We start from the raw sequence: 17,359 nt of genomic DNA on the forward strand, positions 1-17,359 counted from the left end.
CAGATGAGGCGCAGTTGTAGATATTTTTTGTTTTTACTTTTTATAAGTTCAATGGCGTACTCACAATTTGATCCTGTACCCTCTTTTTTTAGAACTCAAAGAGAAGTTCCTCTTATTGAATTAAACACAACTCAAACCATATTAGTTTCAGATTATGGAGCTAATGTGAATGATGGAACTAACGACATACCTGGAATTACAGCAGCTATTACTGCTGCTGTAAATCTTTCTACTCTAGAAAATCCAGTGCGTTTAGTTTTTGAGAGCGGTACCTACGATTTAATGCCAACAAGTGGCTCTCACGCAATCAGTATGGCAAATGCAAAAGGAGTCTTATGGGATGGTCAAAATGCAGAATTTATTGTTCACAATCCCACAATAGGCTTTCTAAGTTTATTCCGTTGTACAAATACAATTTTAAAAGATTTCTCTGTAGATTATGCAACGCTACCTTTTACGCAAGGTAAAATTACAAAGGTTGATGTGGCAAATGGAAACTTCCAATTCAAGCTAGACGATGGTTATCCTTTACCCATAGAAAGCCATTTTGTAAATGCACCGCAAAGATGGGGTATGATAAAAAATAGTAAAGGTGGTATCAAAGAGGGCACTCCTAATTTAATTTCTCACAATCGTTACTTTGAATCTGTTGGAACACGAACTTATTTGTATGGCAATCAAAATGCCAATAATCTTACAAATATAGAAGTTGGAGATTACTTTGTTCATATTGCCAGATATAATGGTGCAACCATTATTAGAAATACGGCTGGAAAAAATCTAACCTATTTAAATATAACTGGGTATACAAGTCCTGCAGGTGGATTTAACGCCAGAGATAGCGAAGAATGGAATGTTATTAATTGCCAACTAAAACTCAAAGACAATCGGGTTCATACTACCAATGCAGATGCAATGCATGTTAATGGTGGCAAAATTGGTCCTTGGGTAGAAAACAGTCTTTTCGAGGGTTTCTCTGATGATTTTATGAACATTAAGTATACAAGAAGAGGTATAAAGAATATACATAGCTCCACAGAAATTACCGTTGAATTTGAAGTCGCAGTCGGAGAAAACATAGAGTTCTACAATCCAAGAGAAGGAGAATTTTTAGGTGCTGCTGTAATTAATAATGTTCAAAATCTAGGTAGTAACTTATACAAGATTACACTGTCTAACGCCATCAATATTACTACCATCAATAATGATGATAATCAATTGGCAGATAAAGCATATATAGAAAGTAGATCTAACGAATCTATGATTTTCAGAAATAATGTAGTTCGTAACTCCAGGAGATATGGAATTTTGATTCAAAGTAAATATGCCTTAATAGAAAATAACACTTTCCAAAATTTAAGTGGGGCCGCCATAAGAATTGAAAATGGAGTAGATTGGGGTGAGGGTTTTAGAGCCGATCATATCGAAATTAGAAATAACAGAATTGAAAACTGTGGTTACGATAAAACCTATATCGAGGAACCTAATTCTGCAGCGATCTCAGTAGATTTTTCAAAAGTAAAAACACCCTGCTCATCTAGTGGAGGATTTTGTGGCACTGAAACTTCTGCATTTAGAGCACACAGTAATATTCGTATTATAGACAATACCATACTTTACAATAAAAGAGGGCTGTACCTTAAAAACATTCAAGGATTAACTTTAGCAAACAATTTCCTTTGCCACAGAGATGAAGATATTACACTTATCAACAATCAAAACCCGGTTGAACAGGTAATTTTTAATACTGGTGGTCAAAATATTACGAATTATAATTATGATACTCCAGACGCTGATTTGCAATTTTTATTAAACGAAAGTTCTAATACAGCTCAAATTACTAATACTGGTGTTAATCAAGGCATAGAACTTATAAAACAATCTAATGGCGGTGCAATTACACAAGGATTTTTCGATAATGAAGTAGGATATACAATCAAATTTGATACAGAAGGTAATGGTAATTTAATGTTAATCAATGCAAGCGATGCCAACTCATTTCCTGGTGCTTCTGGCGGTGCTGCTAGAAGCTACGCTTTTTGGGTGAAGCCTGAAAAATCAATTTTTCAAACCATATTGTATAGTGGTGGACCAGCTGATGGTGAAGTTTTTGCAATTCAAATGGAGGCTAACGGAATGCTCAGAGTTACCGACAATAATGGTAATTTTATTTGGATGCAAGACATGCTTCTCGATATTGGCCAATGGAACCACATTGCAGTAACAGTGCCCGAAAACAATTCATTATTTAGCATTCAATTATATAAAAACGGAATTCCATCAAATGAAACTAAGATGGGAAATAATGCCCTTATAAATACCGCGAGTAATATGGTGCAATTCTTTCCTCGATTTAAAGGTATAGCTAGTGATATTCGTTATGTAGATTACAAATTATGCGGCTCAGAAGTAGAGCGTATTTATAATGACCGACAAGTTACTTTATCAAATGATGATTTAACTAGTGGACTCAACGAATTAAAAGTCTATCCAACTATTGTCTCTGATTTTGTTCATTTCAGCAAATCTATTACATCGATACAAGTAATTAATGTATTAGGAAAAACATTGATTTCTAAAAAAAGATCTCGTTTATCAAAATTGAATTTAGCTCGCTTAACCTCTGGTTTGTATATTTTAAGAATAAATAATACAAAAACTATAAAAATTTATAAAAATTAAATTATGAGAATATTCAAACTCTTTTTAATGCTAGTTTTTATGGCATGTTCTACCATTTATGGTCAGTATGATTTTACACTTCCTGAGTATTTTAGAACCAAAAGAAACTTGCCACTTTTGGATTTTCCAACATCTATAGAAGTTAAAATCACAGATTTTGGTGCTCTTCCTAATGATGGCAAAGATGATGGACCTGCCTTCAGAAAAGCCTTAGAGTTTTGTAAAAAATGGGCGAAAACTGGAGTTGGTGTTAAGCTTACATTTTTTAAAGGACAATATGATTTGTTTGAAGGAAAAAACAAGTTTCATTTAATTGAACTGAAAGAAGGTAACAACATTATTATTGATGGCAATGATTCTGAAATTATTATTCATGATCCTTTAAAGGGTTTTTTATCAATTTGGAAAAGTAATAATGTTATTGTTAAAAACTTAACGATCGATTATGATCCTCTACCCTTTACTCAGGGAAAAATAGTAGGGGTAGATCTTAAAAACAGTACTTTTGATTTTAAAATTGATGCAGGTTTTCCGAGTCTTAATATGGCCATGTTTCAAGATGCTAGCAGAGTATGGGGAATGTTAATGGATCCTGAAATTCCTGGAAAGTTAAAAGATGGTGCTCCTAATTATTATGCCTCTAAAAATTTTAAAGAAGTAGAACCTGGTACTTTCCGAGTAAAAATGCCTGGCCCTAGAATGTTAGAATTTATGCAAGTAGGAGATTTGTATGTTCACGTAGCAAGAACCAATGGCAGTTCTATATTTAAAACAAACTTGAGCAAAAATATCACTTATTTAAATAACACCAATTTTTCTAGTCCTGCTGGTAGCTATGCCGCTATCAATATGGAAGAGTGGAATATTTTAGGCTGTAAGGTTAAACTTAAAGAAGATAGAATTCACAGTGCCAATGCCGATTGTATGCATGTAAATGGCGGAAAATTTGGTCCTTGGATAGAAAATTCTCTTTTTGAAGGATATAGTGATGACGCTGTTAATCTAAAAGCTACAATGCGTCATATTCTTAAACAGATTTCACCAACAGAGTTAATCATGAAATATCAAGTGGTAAAAGGAGACATACTACGAATTTACAATCCAAGAGAGGGTAAATTAATAGGAACTTTTAATGTAATTGAAAACAAGTTTTTAGGAGACGGAGAAATGCGAATTACGTTAGATAAACCTGTGCCATTAGAATTAAATGTGGGCGACACCAAGAAGAACGATATTGCCTACTTAGACAATCAATCTAATGAATCTTTTGTAATTAGAAACAATACCTTTCGAAATGCAAGGAGGTATGGAATTTTAATACAAGCCTCTAATGGTTTAATTGAAAGAAATTACTTCGAGAATTTGTCTCAAAGCGCTATTACTCTTATTAATGGTGTTGACTGGGGAGAAGGGTTCATAGCGCACAACATAAAAATAAATCAGAATATTTTTAAAAATTGTGGCTATGATGAAACCTACTTAAATGAAAAAGACTTTGCCACCATTCAAATGAGGGTAGTTAAACTAAAAAACCTGAATGCTAAAACCAAATGGAATGGTGTTGCAACGACTGATTGGCAGGGTTTAGAACATATTAAAATAACGAATAATATATTTTCTTATAACAAAAGAGCCTTATCAATAGAATGCTCAAACAAAACTATCATTAAGGGGAATAAGTTTATGAGAAGTACTAATGATCTCTCAAAAGAACACGAACTTATTTTTAAAAATAACAATAGCAATTTAGTCTTTGAAAAATAATACGGTACTAAACCATAGAGCATTTAACTAAAAATATTCTTCTCTAAATTATTTTGTTTGCTTATAAAATATCCGCTGGAATCCACTTTTAAACAGTTCGCTTATAGGGGAAGCTTACACTCTTTTTTGGTTACATTTTATCATAAAAAACTGTGTGTTTACGCTTTAAGTTTGACCAATGATCGTGATTTGGCAGAAGATATTGTTCAGAATGTTTTTATCAGCGTTTGGAAAAATCGATTTAAGCTTAAAGAAAATTTTGTCGTTAAAAGCTATTTATACAAGTCGGTTTACAACGAATTTATAGATCAATATCGAAAACAAAAAAAAGTACTAACTCTAGAAAAAAAATATATTGATGCTTTAACGTATATTTTAGAAGATGATGACGAAAAATCTTTAGATCGATTATTGAAAATTGTAAAAAAAGAAATAGAGAAATTACCGCCAAAATGCAAACAAACGTTTTTACTAAGCAAAGAAGAAGGTCTTACCAATATTGAAATTGCTGAATATTTAAATGTTTCAATAAAATCCGTTGAGGCCCATATTACAAAAGCTTATGGTATTTTAAGAAAATCTATTGGAAATAAAGTTGAAGGTATCTTGTTTGTACTGTTTGGTAGAAATAAAGATTTTAAAACTTCTTAATTTTATAGAAAATTAATAAAAATCATTTTTTCAATATAACAAGCACTAATCAATTTACTACGGCTATTAGGTAAGGATATTTCCATCAAATATTATATTCTTTTGTCAGAGGTAATAAACAAATTAGGCATCAATTTAGGAGACAATAAAGTACACTACACATTCAGAGAGAACAAAAAACGCTTTGGCCTAACTTTCGGTCAAAAGTATGGTGTTATGATCGAGATTAAAAAAAGGCAGCTTTCTTTTGGTCATTTCGATACTATAAATCCATCAGATAACTGGTGGATAGAAGTTAATTCTATTCAAGATCTTTTAGATGCAAAATCCATAATTATAGATTCTGCAATTGAAGAATATTCCAAAACATCAAAATCTGGTTACAAAAAACACTCATCTAAGGTGTTGGAGCGTTCTATTTTAGACCCAAACTATAGAGACGAACTATTTACTAAGGCATTCAATACAAAGACAAATCAATCAAACATGAATACACAAGACTCTATTGATTTAAATCAAATATTTTTTGGCCCACCCGGGACTGGAAAAACTTTTCACACCATAAACGAAGCTATTAAAATAGTCGATCCAAAATTTTATGAAATTAATAAAAACGACAGAGAGCAATTAAAAGCTCGTTTTAAGTTGTTATCGCTCAACAACGATAACGAATCTGTAGGTCAAATAGGTTTTACTACATTCCATCAATCGTTTAGTTATGAGGATTTTATTGAAGGGATTAAACCCAATGAACCAAAAGAAGGTGATGCGTTCTTGAAATACGAAATTCAAGAGGGTGTATTTAAAAAGATCTGTCGTTTGGCTGCCGATAGTTTAAATGCAGTTGCAGTTGATACAGAGTCTTTAATTTCACTTTCTACAGAAGAGTATGAAAAAGCTCATTTTTATAAAATGTCATTGGGTAACACACAGGATGAAAGTGACAATGAGATTTACGAGTATTGTATAGAAAATAATTGTATCTCCATAGGTTTCGGAAATCAACTTGATTTTACAGGAAAAGATGAAAAGGAACTTAGGTCTTTTGGGAATGATAATGATTTAGATTCTTTTTCAATTCAAGCAATGAATCTCTTTGGTAACTATCTAAAAATTGGGAACTATGTTGATGAGGGCGCAAGAGTCATAAGGATTTCAGATTTTGATGAACTTGGATTTAAAAATCATAAAGTTGTTAGACATAATTATACTGATGATTTGTTACCATATGTTTTAGAGGACAGGAACATTTTAATTGCTATGACTGGCGAAACTGTTGGTAAAAGCCTTTTTGTGAATCATGTTAATGAAACAATGGTTGTGAATCAACGTGTTGCTACCATTAAAATTATTCAACCAATTTTTGAAGCTTATGTGAATTGTGTTATACCTACTAAGCTTATACAAGATGTAATTGAGGAAGCTAAAAACTCTACTAATGACAATATTTCAATGTCTGATATTAAAGGGTTTAATATCCCTATTCCCCCTCTAGAAGAACAAAAAGTAATAGTGGAAGTTGTCAATGCTTTATTTAAAGAAGTAGAAGCTTTAGAAAATCTCACCAAAGACCTTATTTCCCTTAAAGAAGACTTTGTTACTTCTGCATTAAGAAGGCTAACAGAAACAGACAATACCAAACAAGAGTGGAATTATCTGCAACAACACTTTTCAAGTTTTTTTACAGAAAAGAAAAACATTAAAAGTTTAAGGGAAACAATATTGCAGTTAGCCGTTCAAGGAAAACTCACTGCTCAATGGAGAGCAGACAACCCCAACACAGAACCAGCTTCAGAGCTCCTAAAACGTATTGAAGCAGAAAAGCAACAGCTTATTGCAGAGAAGAAGATAAAAGCTGAAAAATGATTACCCCATTTGAGGATAAAGAAATTCCTTTCAATTTACCCTCTACTTGGACATGGTGTAGGATGCAAGATGTTTGCCCAAATATAACTTCAGGCTCAACACCACCTAAACCATTTTTTAAAGAAGAAGGAATACCTTATTTAAAAGTTTATAATATTAGGAATCAGAAAATTGATTTCTCTTATAAAGAGCAGTTCATAGATAACGACTACCATTCTACAAAATTAAAAAGATCTATTCTTAAGCCAGGAGATGTAATTATGAATATTGTTGGCCCACCTCTTGGTAAGGTTGCTATCATTCCTGATAATTACAAAGAGTGGAATTGCAACCAAGCTATATCCCTTTTTAGACCTCTAGATAGAGCCCTAAGTACTTGGCTTTACACTTTCTTATGTTCAGGTTCATTTTTGCAACACATTGAACTAATAGGAACTGCTGGTCAGGATAATATATCAGTTACCAAAAGCAAGACTATAATGCTTCCTCTTCCTCCTATAAAAGAACAACAAGCCATAGTAGAAAAAGTAAACTCCCTCATGTCTTTATGTGATGAGCTAGACCAACAAGTAGACAATAGTCAATCCCAAATAGAACAACTTATGCAAAGTTGTTTAAAAGAAGTGTTTGAGGAGGATTCAAATTAATTGATAAATAAAATGTGGCAAATGTGTGGCAATTCTTTGCCAAAATCATAAAGTAATTTAAAATAAAACCTTTAATCATCAATTATTTTAGAATGTGTTTTTATATAGTAACAAAGCTCTAATGTAATCAATTTATTGTAAAGTTTTAAGACCTATTAGACCACAATAAAATAGAAATCACTGCCAGTTTTACTGCCAGTTTACTGCCAGTTTTTAAGATTTTACTGCCAGTTTTATGTATATTTGAGACTTAACCTTGGTAGTAATTATTGTAAATAATTAACTATTTATAGTGCTTTTAATGTTGTTAAGTTTGCCTTAAACCCTCTGTACACTTGAGTTTAAAGCAAAAAAAACCCTCTCATTTCTGAAAGGGTTACTAGTAGATAACTCACTCGAAATATCGAACATAAGTCTAGCTCCAAAAGACTTAATCGACACTCATCACATAATGACTCTTATTATGAGAAGTTGAACTAATATGATATTGATTTCCCTTCACCCTATTAATTCAAAGCTGCTGCAAAACTGAAGAGATTGTTTACTTAACTACCTGCAAAAGGAGTTCCAAAAAGACCTACTGCCAACTCTGCCCATATTAACATAAATATTATAACCAATATTCCAATGTATAGGACTCGATTTTTTAAATTCTTTGCACGATTACTCACAAAATTAATTCCTATACTAAAGAAGATTAGTAGAGATCCCATAATAATGAAATCAAATGGACTCCAGTTAATTTCATCAGTGATAGTCATCCCAATTAAAGGAATTAATAACAAAAAAAGAGGATAAAAAATTCTTTTTGACATGGTCAAATATAAAAAAACGGCTACACTTTATAAAAGTATAACCGTTTTATTGTTTTAGTAGCGGGAACTGGACTCGAACCAGTGACCTTCGGGTTATGAGCCCGACGAGCTACCTACTGCTCTATCCCGCGTTGTATGCGCCAATTATTACTCTTTTGCTTTTAACAACGCGATTCATAATGTCGCCGAATAATTGGAATGCAAATATACGATAGTTTTTAACTTTTGCAAGTATTATTGTAATATTATTTTAAAAAATAGTGCTATTTTTTCATTTCTATTCTTAGCGTTTTATAAAGCGTTGCATCATTATGTTTCCTTGTGCATTCTCTATTTTTATCAAATAAGTTCCTTTACTTAAACTACTCACTTCTAAACGTTTATTCACTTGATATTGCTTTACTGTTTTTACTTTACGTCCAGTTACATCATAAATAACTACTTGTAACTCTGAGTATTTGGTTGAGGCTATTGTTAGGTAATCTTTAGCAGGATTTGGATATATTTTAATCACTGCCTCTAAATCTTCATTTTCTATACCTAATGTTGTAATTACAACAGGTTGTACTACTGCAACTGCTGCATTGTAGTTTTCATTACCTTGCTGACTAGCAGTAATTGTAGCAGTACCTATACCCATTAAAGTAGCAGTGGTGTCTGAAATTGTAACTACCGATGTGTTGGAACTTTGGTAACTAACAGGCAAACCAGAACTTGCAGTTGCTAGTAATGTAAAGGTATCGGAATTTGTAGGCAAAGAAATTGAGTTAAAAGTAATGGTTTGGTTTGCTTTTGCAATGTTTAAATTTACTATTTTTTCTGCTGCCTTATAATTTGTATCCGCTGCAACAGAGGCTTTTATTTGCACTGTTCCTGCTTTTACTATTGATACCGTATTGCCAGTTAAAGTTACTTCTCCTGTTCCGCCAGAAACAATACTGTATGTTATTTCGGAACTAGAATTAGTTGTTGCAGTTAAGTTAAAATCTGCATCTCCAAAAGTTTTAGAAATAGTATCGAAAGTAAGCGTTGGTGCTTCTTTTACTACTACAGAAACTGCTACTCTATTAGAAATATCTGTGTAAGAAAAGGTTCGTATTTTACCATCATCTATTATATAATGTTTATTGAAAGAATTTTGAGTGATTTTTGTGGCTGCATCAAAACCTGCTAAAACACCAAATCCGTTCGAAGCAAATAAACCTTCATTTCCTGCTAATGTGGTTACCGCATTTGTTCCTACATCAACTTTTCTTATTTTATTGTCATCTAGTACCAACAGATTTCCAGAGGGATCAAAAGAGATACTTTTTATTTTTTTGAAACTTGCATTTTCACCAATTCCGTCTGCAGCTATTGTTTTTGAAAAATTACCGGCAACTATATTAAAATTACCAGACGGACTTATTTTATAAATGGCACTTCCATCAATATCTAAATATATAAACCCTTCATCATCGATAACTATAGAAGTTTCTGCTGGTATGTTTGGAACTATTGATTTAAAAAGAGTAGAAACTTGGCCCTCTGGTGTTATTTTTCGTAACACATCATTATTTAAATCTGTTACATACAAATTATTCGAGCTATCTATTGAGAGTCCGCTAGGAAAATCGAAACTAGCTAAAACACCGTTTCCATCTTGAGCTCCGTTAGTTTCACTACCTGCAAATACAGATACTACTCCTTCGGGAGTAACCTTTCTTATTCTATTTGCACCGCTCTCCAATAAAAATAAATTTCCTAAACTATCTATAACCATATCAGAAACTTGGTTAAAATTTTGTGAGTTTGAATGTTCATTTACAAAACTTCCCGTTCCTAGTCCAACTAAAAGTGAACCAATACCAGTGGAAGATACTTTTACAATAACAAACTCATCTGCCTCTAAAAATTTTCCTGCCACATACAAATAACCTTGCGCATCTACTGCAATTGCACTCGCGTATAAAGTAGCATTTTGATACAAGTCTGACTTATTTTTAATTTCAAAACTTCCTACAAATGGTATTGTAAATGGATTTCTCTTCTCTTGCGCCACATAATAAGTACCAGTATTAATAGGCTCTGTGGATGCTATTACTTGATTGGTTGTTGCATTTTCGAACCATTTTGCATTATAACCTGTCCTTGGTGTACTTATTAAATTTGCCACGGTTGTTGTGGTTGGCGAGCTAAATACTTGTGTGGCTTCACTTATTTTTTTTACCGAAACAGCAAAACGATTACTACTCTCTACATTATTAATAGTTTGACTAGCGTAATAAACAGTTTCATCTTCTAAAAGTGTTGTTGGTGGTAACTTTGTTGTAGCTGTTTCGCTTGCGTACCATTGTATTGAATTTCCTTGAACAAACAAGGTAGAGATATCTTTATCACCTGCATACACTTGTAACGGTTGCCCTGTTGGTTGTGGAACTACAAAATTAACTGTAATTCCCACACGGTTTGAGGTTTCATCAGCAATATTTACCTTTCTAATATGATTTTCATCAATAAGATACATATGCATAAAACCATTGTAAATAAGCGTTCCTAAATTTTTAAAACTAGCAGCCGTTCCTACTCCATCGGTACTTTCTTCAGAATCATTCCCTAGAACTGTAGTAACCATTTGGTTTGTATCAATTTTACGAACACGAAAGTTTCCTTCGTCTGATACATATATATTGTTTTCTGCATCGATACTAATACTTGTAGGCTTATTAAAACTTGCCGTATTTACGTTGCCATCGTCTACACCAATTTCTCCGTTTCCAGCAAGGGTTGTAACAACACCTGTTTTAGAAACTTTGCGAATTGCATGGTTATCTGTATCTGCAACTAACAAATTCCCTTGGCTGTCAAAAATCATTCCGCTTGGATGATTAAAGCTTGCAGAAACTCCTACTCCGTCTGTAAAAGCATTAGAGCCAGATCCTGCAAAAGTAGTAACAACAGCTTCTGGTGTAATTTTTCGAATTAAATTATCTCTACTACTTACATACAAATTGTCTTTATCATCTACAGCAATTCCTTCTATATAATCAAAAGAGGCACCTGTACCTGAACCATTTGTACTAGCGGGAGTTCCTGAACCTGCAAAAGTAGTTACTTCTCCTTCTGGTGTAATTTTTCGAATTAAATAATTACCTGCATCTGCTATAAAAATATTTCCAGCAGAATCAATTACCAATCCGTTGGGTCTATTAAAACTGGCATCTGTACCATTTCCGTCTACATTTCCTTCCGATCCTGAACCTGCAAAAGTTGTTACTTCGCCTGAAAGTAATATTTTTCTAATCAAATGATTTCCGGCATCGGCAATAAACATATTACCAAATTTATCAAACACCATATCTTTAGGAGTATCAAAAGTAGCATTTAGTTTGGTATCGTTCTCTGAACCTGCCATTAACATTCCTGCAAACGGAATTGTCGTAAACTCATGTATAGATTGATCTACATAATAAGTACTACCATTTGTAAGGTTAGTATCGGTTTCTAATACAGTATTAGTTGTTGAATTCTCATACCATTTAAGGGTATATCCAGTAGTTGACTGTGCTTGAATAGCGGCAATTGTTGCACTCTTTTTTATATTAATATTTTGTGTTTCTTCACTAATTTTTTGAACCATAACAGGTAATCTCTGCAAACTTTCTACTCCATTTATCGTTTGACTGGCAAAATACACAGTACCACTTTCTAAAACTGTACTTAATGGCAATACTTCTCCTTCTGCAGATTGACGATACCATTTTATATCTTGACCTGTTACTGTTAAACTTTCAAGTGTTTTTTCTCCAATAAAAATTTGAGCTGACAATCCTTTTGGTGGTTCTGTGGCTTCTATTACTGTAACTGCAACTCTGTTAGAACTTTTTCTACCGCCCATTTGGAAGATAAAATCACCATCTAAAATATAATAGTTACCAGAAGTACTTCTTGCAATTTTTGAGGGTCTATTAAATAATGAGAGTACACCTGGAGCAGGTGGATCTGAAAGAGTGGAAACTGTATTGGTTTTTAAATTTAATTTCCGGATGGCGCTATTTTGGTTATCTACAATAATAATATTCTGTTCATTGTCTAGGTAAATATCTCCAATACCTCCAAAAAGAGCCTCTGATGCAGGACCATCTTTATAACCTAAACTCTCAGGATTTCCTATAAGCATTCCTCCTTCTCCTTGAGGATTTATTTCTAAAATTGATATTCCAAAAATATCAACAAATAAAGTACCATCATTAGCTACATCAATGGCACCTCCGCTCGGAAAATTTGTACCAAAATCTGATGCAAAGGTACTTACTACTCTATTGGGTGTGATTTTTCTTATTTGTTCTTTATCAGAATCAACTAAAAATAAATTATCTGAGGCATCTATGGTAAGACCCACAGGAAAATCAAAACTTGCAGCATTTCCTTCACCATCTGTATTTCCTTTTTTAGTCTCGTCTCCCACAAAAACACTTACCACTCCAGAAGGAGTTAGCTTACTAATTATACTTTTATATGGTTCTGCAATAAACAAGTTGCCTTTGGTATCTATAACAATATCAGAAATAATATGTAAACTTCTATCGATGGTAGTGCCCTGTTCGTTTACAAAAGTGCCTTTACCACCTCCTATTATGTATTCTATTTCTTTATTTTCAGATATTTTTAGTATTACAGACAGCTCACTATTTCCCATAGAAACTGCCACGTACAAGCCACCATTTTCATCATTTGTTATAGCAGTAATAGTAAAGTCTGTTTCTTGTAAAAAATTACTGATATCAGCTTTATCAATAAAAATGGAAAAATCGGGTTTTGTTGGAATTTCCAAGATACTCTGTGCTACATAATAAGTTCCATTGGTTACTCTATCAGAGGGTAGCATAGGTACTTTTGCATCTATGGTAGCAAACCATTCTGCAAAATAACCTTCGCTTGGTGTGGTGTTTAAATTGGCAACAATAGCGTTTTTTGAGTTTAACGTTTGTGTAGCTTCACTAATTTTTTTGACTTTTACTGAAAGTCTATTGGAACTTTCAATATTATTTTTTGTTTGTGATGCATAGTATGTTTCACCATCTACCAAAGTTGTATTTATATCTAGTACAGTACCATTTACATCGGTGGCGTACCATAAAATGTTTTCTCCGGATACTTGTAATGCCTCTAGTGTTTTTTCTCCTGCGTAAACTTGAGTTTGCAAGCCTATGGGTGCAGAAGTTAAACGAACATCTACTGGCACTCTGTTTGATTTTTCTAGCAACTCTAAAACCCTAATGGTTTTATTATCTTTCATTAAAAAAGTAGAAGCATTAATTGATGTAAGATTATTTAAATTTGTAAAACTTGCCTCTGCACCCTTTCCGTCTACTATTTCAAAATTACCATTTCCGGCAATCGTAGTTACTCCTAATGTGGTTAAATTTACATTTCTTATTTTATTGTTATTGTCATCTAATACAATTAAGTTATCTAATCCGTCGAATTCAATATCTGAAATTTGATTAAAATGTGCTTCATTTCCAGTACCATAATTATCGTCATTATCTATATTACCAGCAATTGCTGTTATAAGTCCTGAAGGTGCTATCTTAAAAATTGTATTGCTATTACTCACATATAAATTACCTGAAAAATCAGTTGTAATTGCATACGCTGTAATCACGGTAAAAGACGGCCATACTGCATTATAAAAAGAAAGGGTACTCACCTCTTTTTCAGGTGTTACTTTACGAATAAATCTACTACCTGTATCTATTACATATATATTATTTTGCTTATCGATTGTCATCTTGTTAGGACCAGCAAAACCTGCTTCTAGACCAATACCATCTTCACTTTCATATGTTGAACTTCCTACAAAAGGACGCACCTCCCCAGTTGGGGAAACTTTATAAATTAAATTATTACCATCATCTGACACAAAAAGATTCCCATCAGAATCCAACACCATATCTGAAATGTTTTCTATAGATTTCTGTTCAACTTGAGAATTTGGATCAAAACTCCCATTTCCATTTCCAAATAAGTAAGATATATTTCCAGAACTTGAAATATTTAATATAACAAACTCTTCCGAATCTTCTAAAAATAGCGCTACAAAAACTCCTCTTGATCTATCAGAAGCTATAGCTTTTACTCTATAAGTTTCACCATTTAAAAAAGTACGTAAAGTTTCTTCTGAAAAAAGCGTCGTTACAGACGGTTCTAATTCTGAGCTGTTTGTTAAATATTGCTCTACATAATACGTTTTATTTTTAAGCACTTCTGAAGTATCTAACTCCAATAAACTTGTTGCAGAACCATACCATTTTGTTTGGTAGCCAGGTGTTGGCGTAGTTACTAAGTCTGCTATTGTTGTTTGTAAACTTTCAGAAAAAAATTGTTCATCGTCGCTTACTTGTTGTACAGTAATTGCTACTCTTTCGGAACTTTCTAGACCATTTACAGTTTGAGATGCATAGTACGTTTCTCCACTAATTAAAGGCGTTTTTGGGTGTAATTTAATAGTGCTATTTTCTGTTGCATACCATGCTACAGCTGAGCCTTCAACTAGAAGGTTTAAAAGTGTTTTATTTCCTGTATAAATTTGTAAAGGATACTTTGTAGTTGGCGGTGGCGTGGAAAATAATGAATTAAAAACAATGTTTTTGGAAATTGTAGTAATTGCATTTGAAGTTACAATACTGTTGGTAAATAAAACCAATAAAACGAACGCTATTTTTTGGGGGAAAAATTTCATAAATTAAAATTTTAAAAAATTTGTTTAAAACTTAAAAGTTTTAATACAATGTTACTGACAATTAAAAAAAGACAAACATTTTTTGGGCTTATTCAACTATCAAAAAGAGTTTTTGGGATAGAATTTAACACTTTTTAATATAAAAAATAGAAGTAGGAAGCTGTTAAAATAGCAGTAACAAAGATTGTACTTTTATAGACTGTAGTATTTTTTACTCCTAAAAAACAAACTATCTTTGTAGCATGACACATAAAGCAGGTTTTGTAAATATTATTGGAAATCCGAATGTAGGAAAATCTACATTAATGAATGCTTTGGTAGGTGAAAAATTGTCTATCATTACCGCAAAGGCACAAACTACAAGGCATCGTATTTTAGGAATTGTAAATGAAGACAATTACCAAGTTGTTTTCTCAGACACTCCAGGAATTATAAAACCAGCCTATGAGTTGCAATCTTCTATGATGGATTTTGTAAAATCGGCCTTTGAAGATGCCGATATTTTAATTTACATGGTAGAAATTGGCGAAAAAGAGTTAAAAAATGAAGCCTTTTTCAACCGAATAATTCATAGTGAAATTCCCATTATTCTCCTTTTAAATAAAATTGATACTTCTTCACAAGAAGAGGTAGAAGAAAAAATAAGTTATTGGAAAAACAAAGTTCCTAATGCAGAAGTTTTTGTAATTTCTGCTCTAGAAGGATTTAATGTTTCTGCAGTTTTCGAAAAAATAAAAGAACTACTTCCAGAAGGTCCTGCTTTTTATCCTAAAGATCAATTAACCGATAAACCAGAGCGCTTTTTTGTAAATGAAAAAATTAGAGAGAAAATTCTAATTCACTACAAAAAAGAAATTCCGTATGCTGTAGAGGTAGCAACAGAAGAATTTATAGAAGAAGAAAATATAGTTCGAATTCGTGCCATAATTATGGTAGAAAGGGAAACACAAAAAGGAATTATTATTGGTCATAAAGGAAGTGCCTTAAAAAGAGTTGGTGCAGAGGCAAGAAAAGATTTAGAAAAATTTTTCGAAAAGAAAGTTTTTTTAGAACTGTATGTAAAAGTGAATAAAAATTGGCGAAGCGATAAAAACCAATTAAAAAGATTTGGTTACAATCAAAAATAACAAAACCTACTTTTATTAAAAAAGCACCTATAAAATCTATAGGTGCTTTTTTAATAGATTCTTACTAATTTACATTCCGTAAAAACGACTATTATTTCCTCTTTTATTTCTACTATCTGGATTAAAATCGAATGTGATAAAAAACTCTAAACTATTAAAAGAGTCTCCCACAGGTTTGTTTGCACTCATTTCAAAAGAATAGTTTAAACCTACTTCTATTTGCTCTACAAAAAGACTAAATGAGGTTCCGAATTGAGAAATAGAAAAACCTTCAAACTGATTAAAGTTTTGGTTAAATCCGACAGAAACGTTTCCAAGAATAAGTTCTTGATATAGGTCTAAACGAGATTTTGGCCCTTGTTTTGTAAATGAATTGTATAAATAAACATACGAAAAAGTTGGTAATATTCCTTGATCGTATGGATTGATATCAAACTCATAACCTACTTGTGCAGAGTACAATAAATCTATTTTTGTTTCGGTAACGTTGGTAAATGAATTTTTTGGAGTATTTAAATGTTTTGCATTTAGTCCGAAGAATAAATTTTCGTTGTTATGAATGGTAAAACCAGCTCCGAAATCGACATAATTAATTCGGTTAGTAACATTTATAGGATCTATGCTTATTGCAGCAATATTTCCTGTAAGCACATTTATTTGATCTTCGAAAACAAGTGAATTATAATTTAAATTACTATTCACATACCCAACAGAAATAGAAGGGTTAAACGTCCATCGGTAACTTAATCTTGTTCTGTATATGTAGTGAGCATTTGCTTTTGAAATAGTATAGCCTAAGCTGTTTATTTCGGTGGTTCTTAAATCAAAAGCTAATGAAAAATTATTATTCTCGAAAAAATGATTTGCAAAAGCAAATTTTGTTTCAATCTTATTTGCGTTTCCAAAACCTTGAGAACCATATAAAACTCCTGCTTTTGTGGTTTCTCCAAATCCGAAAAAACTCGGATTTTGGATTCCCATAACTTTATGCTGATTTTTTATGAGATTGTCTTGTGCAAAACCTGTTTTATAAACAAGAATTGCAATACATAATATATAGAGTGCTTTAATTTTCATGTTGCC

The 17,359-nt window shown here is 32.4% G+C and carries 9 protein-coding genes and 1 tRNA gene; 6 read left to right on the forward strand and 4 right to left on the reverse strand.

The window, feature by feature from the left end:
- The first annotated feature begins 51 nt into the window (after positions 1-51).
- The 5 genes from WHD54_RS05485 (at position 52) to WHD54_RS05505 (ending at position 7,610) form a co-directional block, all read left to right on the forward strand.
- Complete coding sequence (locus WHD54_RS05485; protein WP_158211819.1) at positions 52-2,682, forward strand: LamG-like jellyroll fold domain-containing protein; 2,631 nt, start codon at positions 52-54, stop codon at positions 2,680-2,682.
- A 3-nt stretch (positions 2,683-2,685) separates the two neighbouring features.
- Positions 2,686-4,446: a right-handed parallel beta-helix repeat-containing protein gene (locus WHD54_RS05490; protein ID WP_143744259.1), complete on the forward strand. Its 1,761-nt coding sequence runs from the start codon at positions 2,686-2,688 to the stop codon at positions 4,444-4,446.
- A 57-nt stretch (positions 4,447-4,503) separates the two neighbouring features.
- Positions 4,504-5,097, forward strand: coding sequence for an RNA polymerase sigma-70 factor (locus WHD54_RS05495; RefSeq protein ID WP_088323984.1), 594 nt, complete (start codon positions 4,504-4,506; stop codon positions 5,095-5,097).
- Between the two features lie 216 nt (positions 5,098-5,313).
- Positions 5,314-6,963 (forward strand): restriction endonuclease subunit S, encoded by a 1,650-nt coding sequence (locus WHD54_RS05500; RefSeq protein WP_143744258.1) that lies wholly within the window; start codon positions 5,314-5,316, stop codon positions 6,961-6,963.
- The gene (locus tag WHD54_RS05505; RefSeq protein ID WP_088323982.1) at positions 6,960-7,610 is read left to right on the forward strand and encodes a restriction endonuclease subunit S; all 651 of its coding nucleotides are present in this window, start codon (positions 6,960-6,962) and stop codon (positions 7,608-7,610) included. Before WHD54_RS05500 ends, WHD54_RS05505 begins: the two co-directional genes overlap by 4 nt.
- A 545-nt stretch (positions 7,611-8,155) precedes the next feature.
- Here WHD54_RS05505 and WHD54_RS05510 read toward each other — a convergent pair.
- From WHD54_RS05510 to WHD54_RS05520, 3 genes are all read right to left on the reverse strand, one after another.
- Positions 8,156-8,371, reverse strand: a complete 216-nt coding sequence (locus WHD54_RS05510) for a hypothetical protein (protein WP_233130995.1) — start codon at positions 8,369-8,371, stop codon at positions 8,156-8,158.
- A gap of 112 nt (positions 8,372-8,483) precedes the next feature.
- A tRNA-Met gene (locus WHD54_RS05515) sits at positions 8,484-8,556 on the reverse strand.
- 152 nt (positions 8,557-8,708) lie between these two features.
- Positions 8,709-15,149, reverse strand: coding sequence for a T9SS type A sorting domain-containing protein (locus tag WHD54_RS05520; RefSeq protein ID WP_088323980.1), 6,441 nt, complete (start codon positions 15,147-15,149; stop codon positions 8,709-8,711).
- Between the two features lie 242 nt (positions 15,150-15,391).
- On the opposite strand from WHD54_RS05520, the gene era reads away from it, so the two are divergent.
- Positions 15,392-16,276, forward strand: coding sequence for a GTPase Era (era, locus tag WHD54_RS05525; protein WP_088323979.1), 885 nt, complete (start codon positions 15,392-15,394; stop codon positions 16,274-16,276).
- 69 nt (positions 16,277-16,345) lie between these two features.
- Here era and WHD54_RS05530 read toward each other — a convergent pair whose 3' ends face one another.
- Complete coding sequence (locus WHD54_RS05530) at positions 16,346-17,353, reverse strand: PorP/SprF family type IX secretion system membrane protein (protein WP_088323978.1); 1,008 nt, start codon at positions 17,351-17,353, stop codon at positions 16,346-16,348.
- Positions 17,354-17,359: the final 6 nt, after the last annotated feature.

It is taken from the genome of Polaribacter tangerinus (assembly GCF_038024095.1).
Classification (GTDB): Bacteria; Bacteroidota; Bacteroidia; order Flavobacteriales; family Flavobacteriaceae; genus Polaribacter; species Polaribacter tangerinus.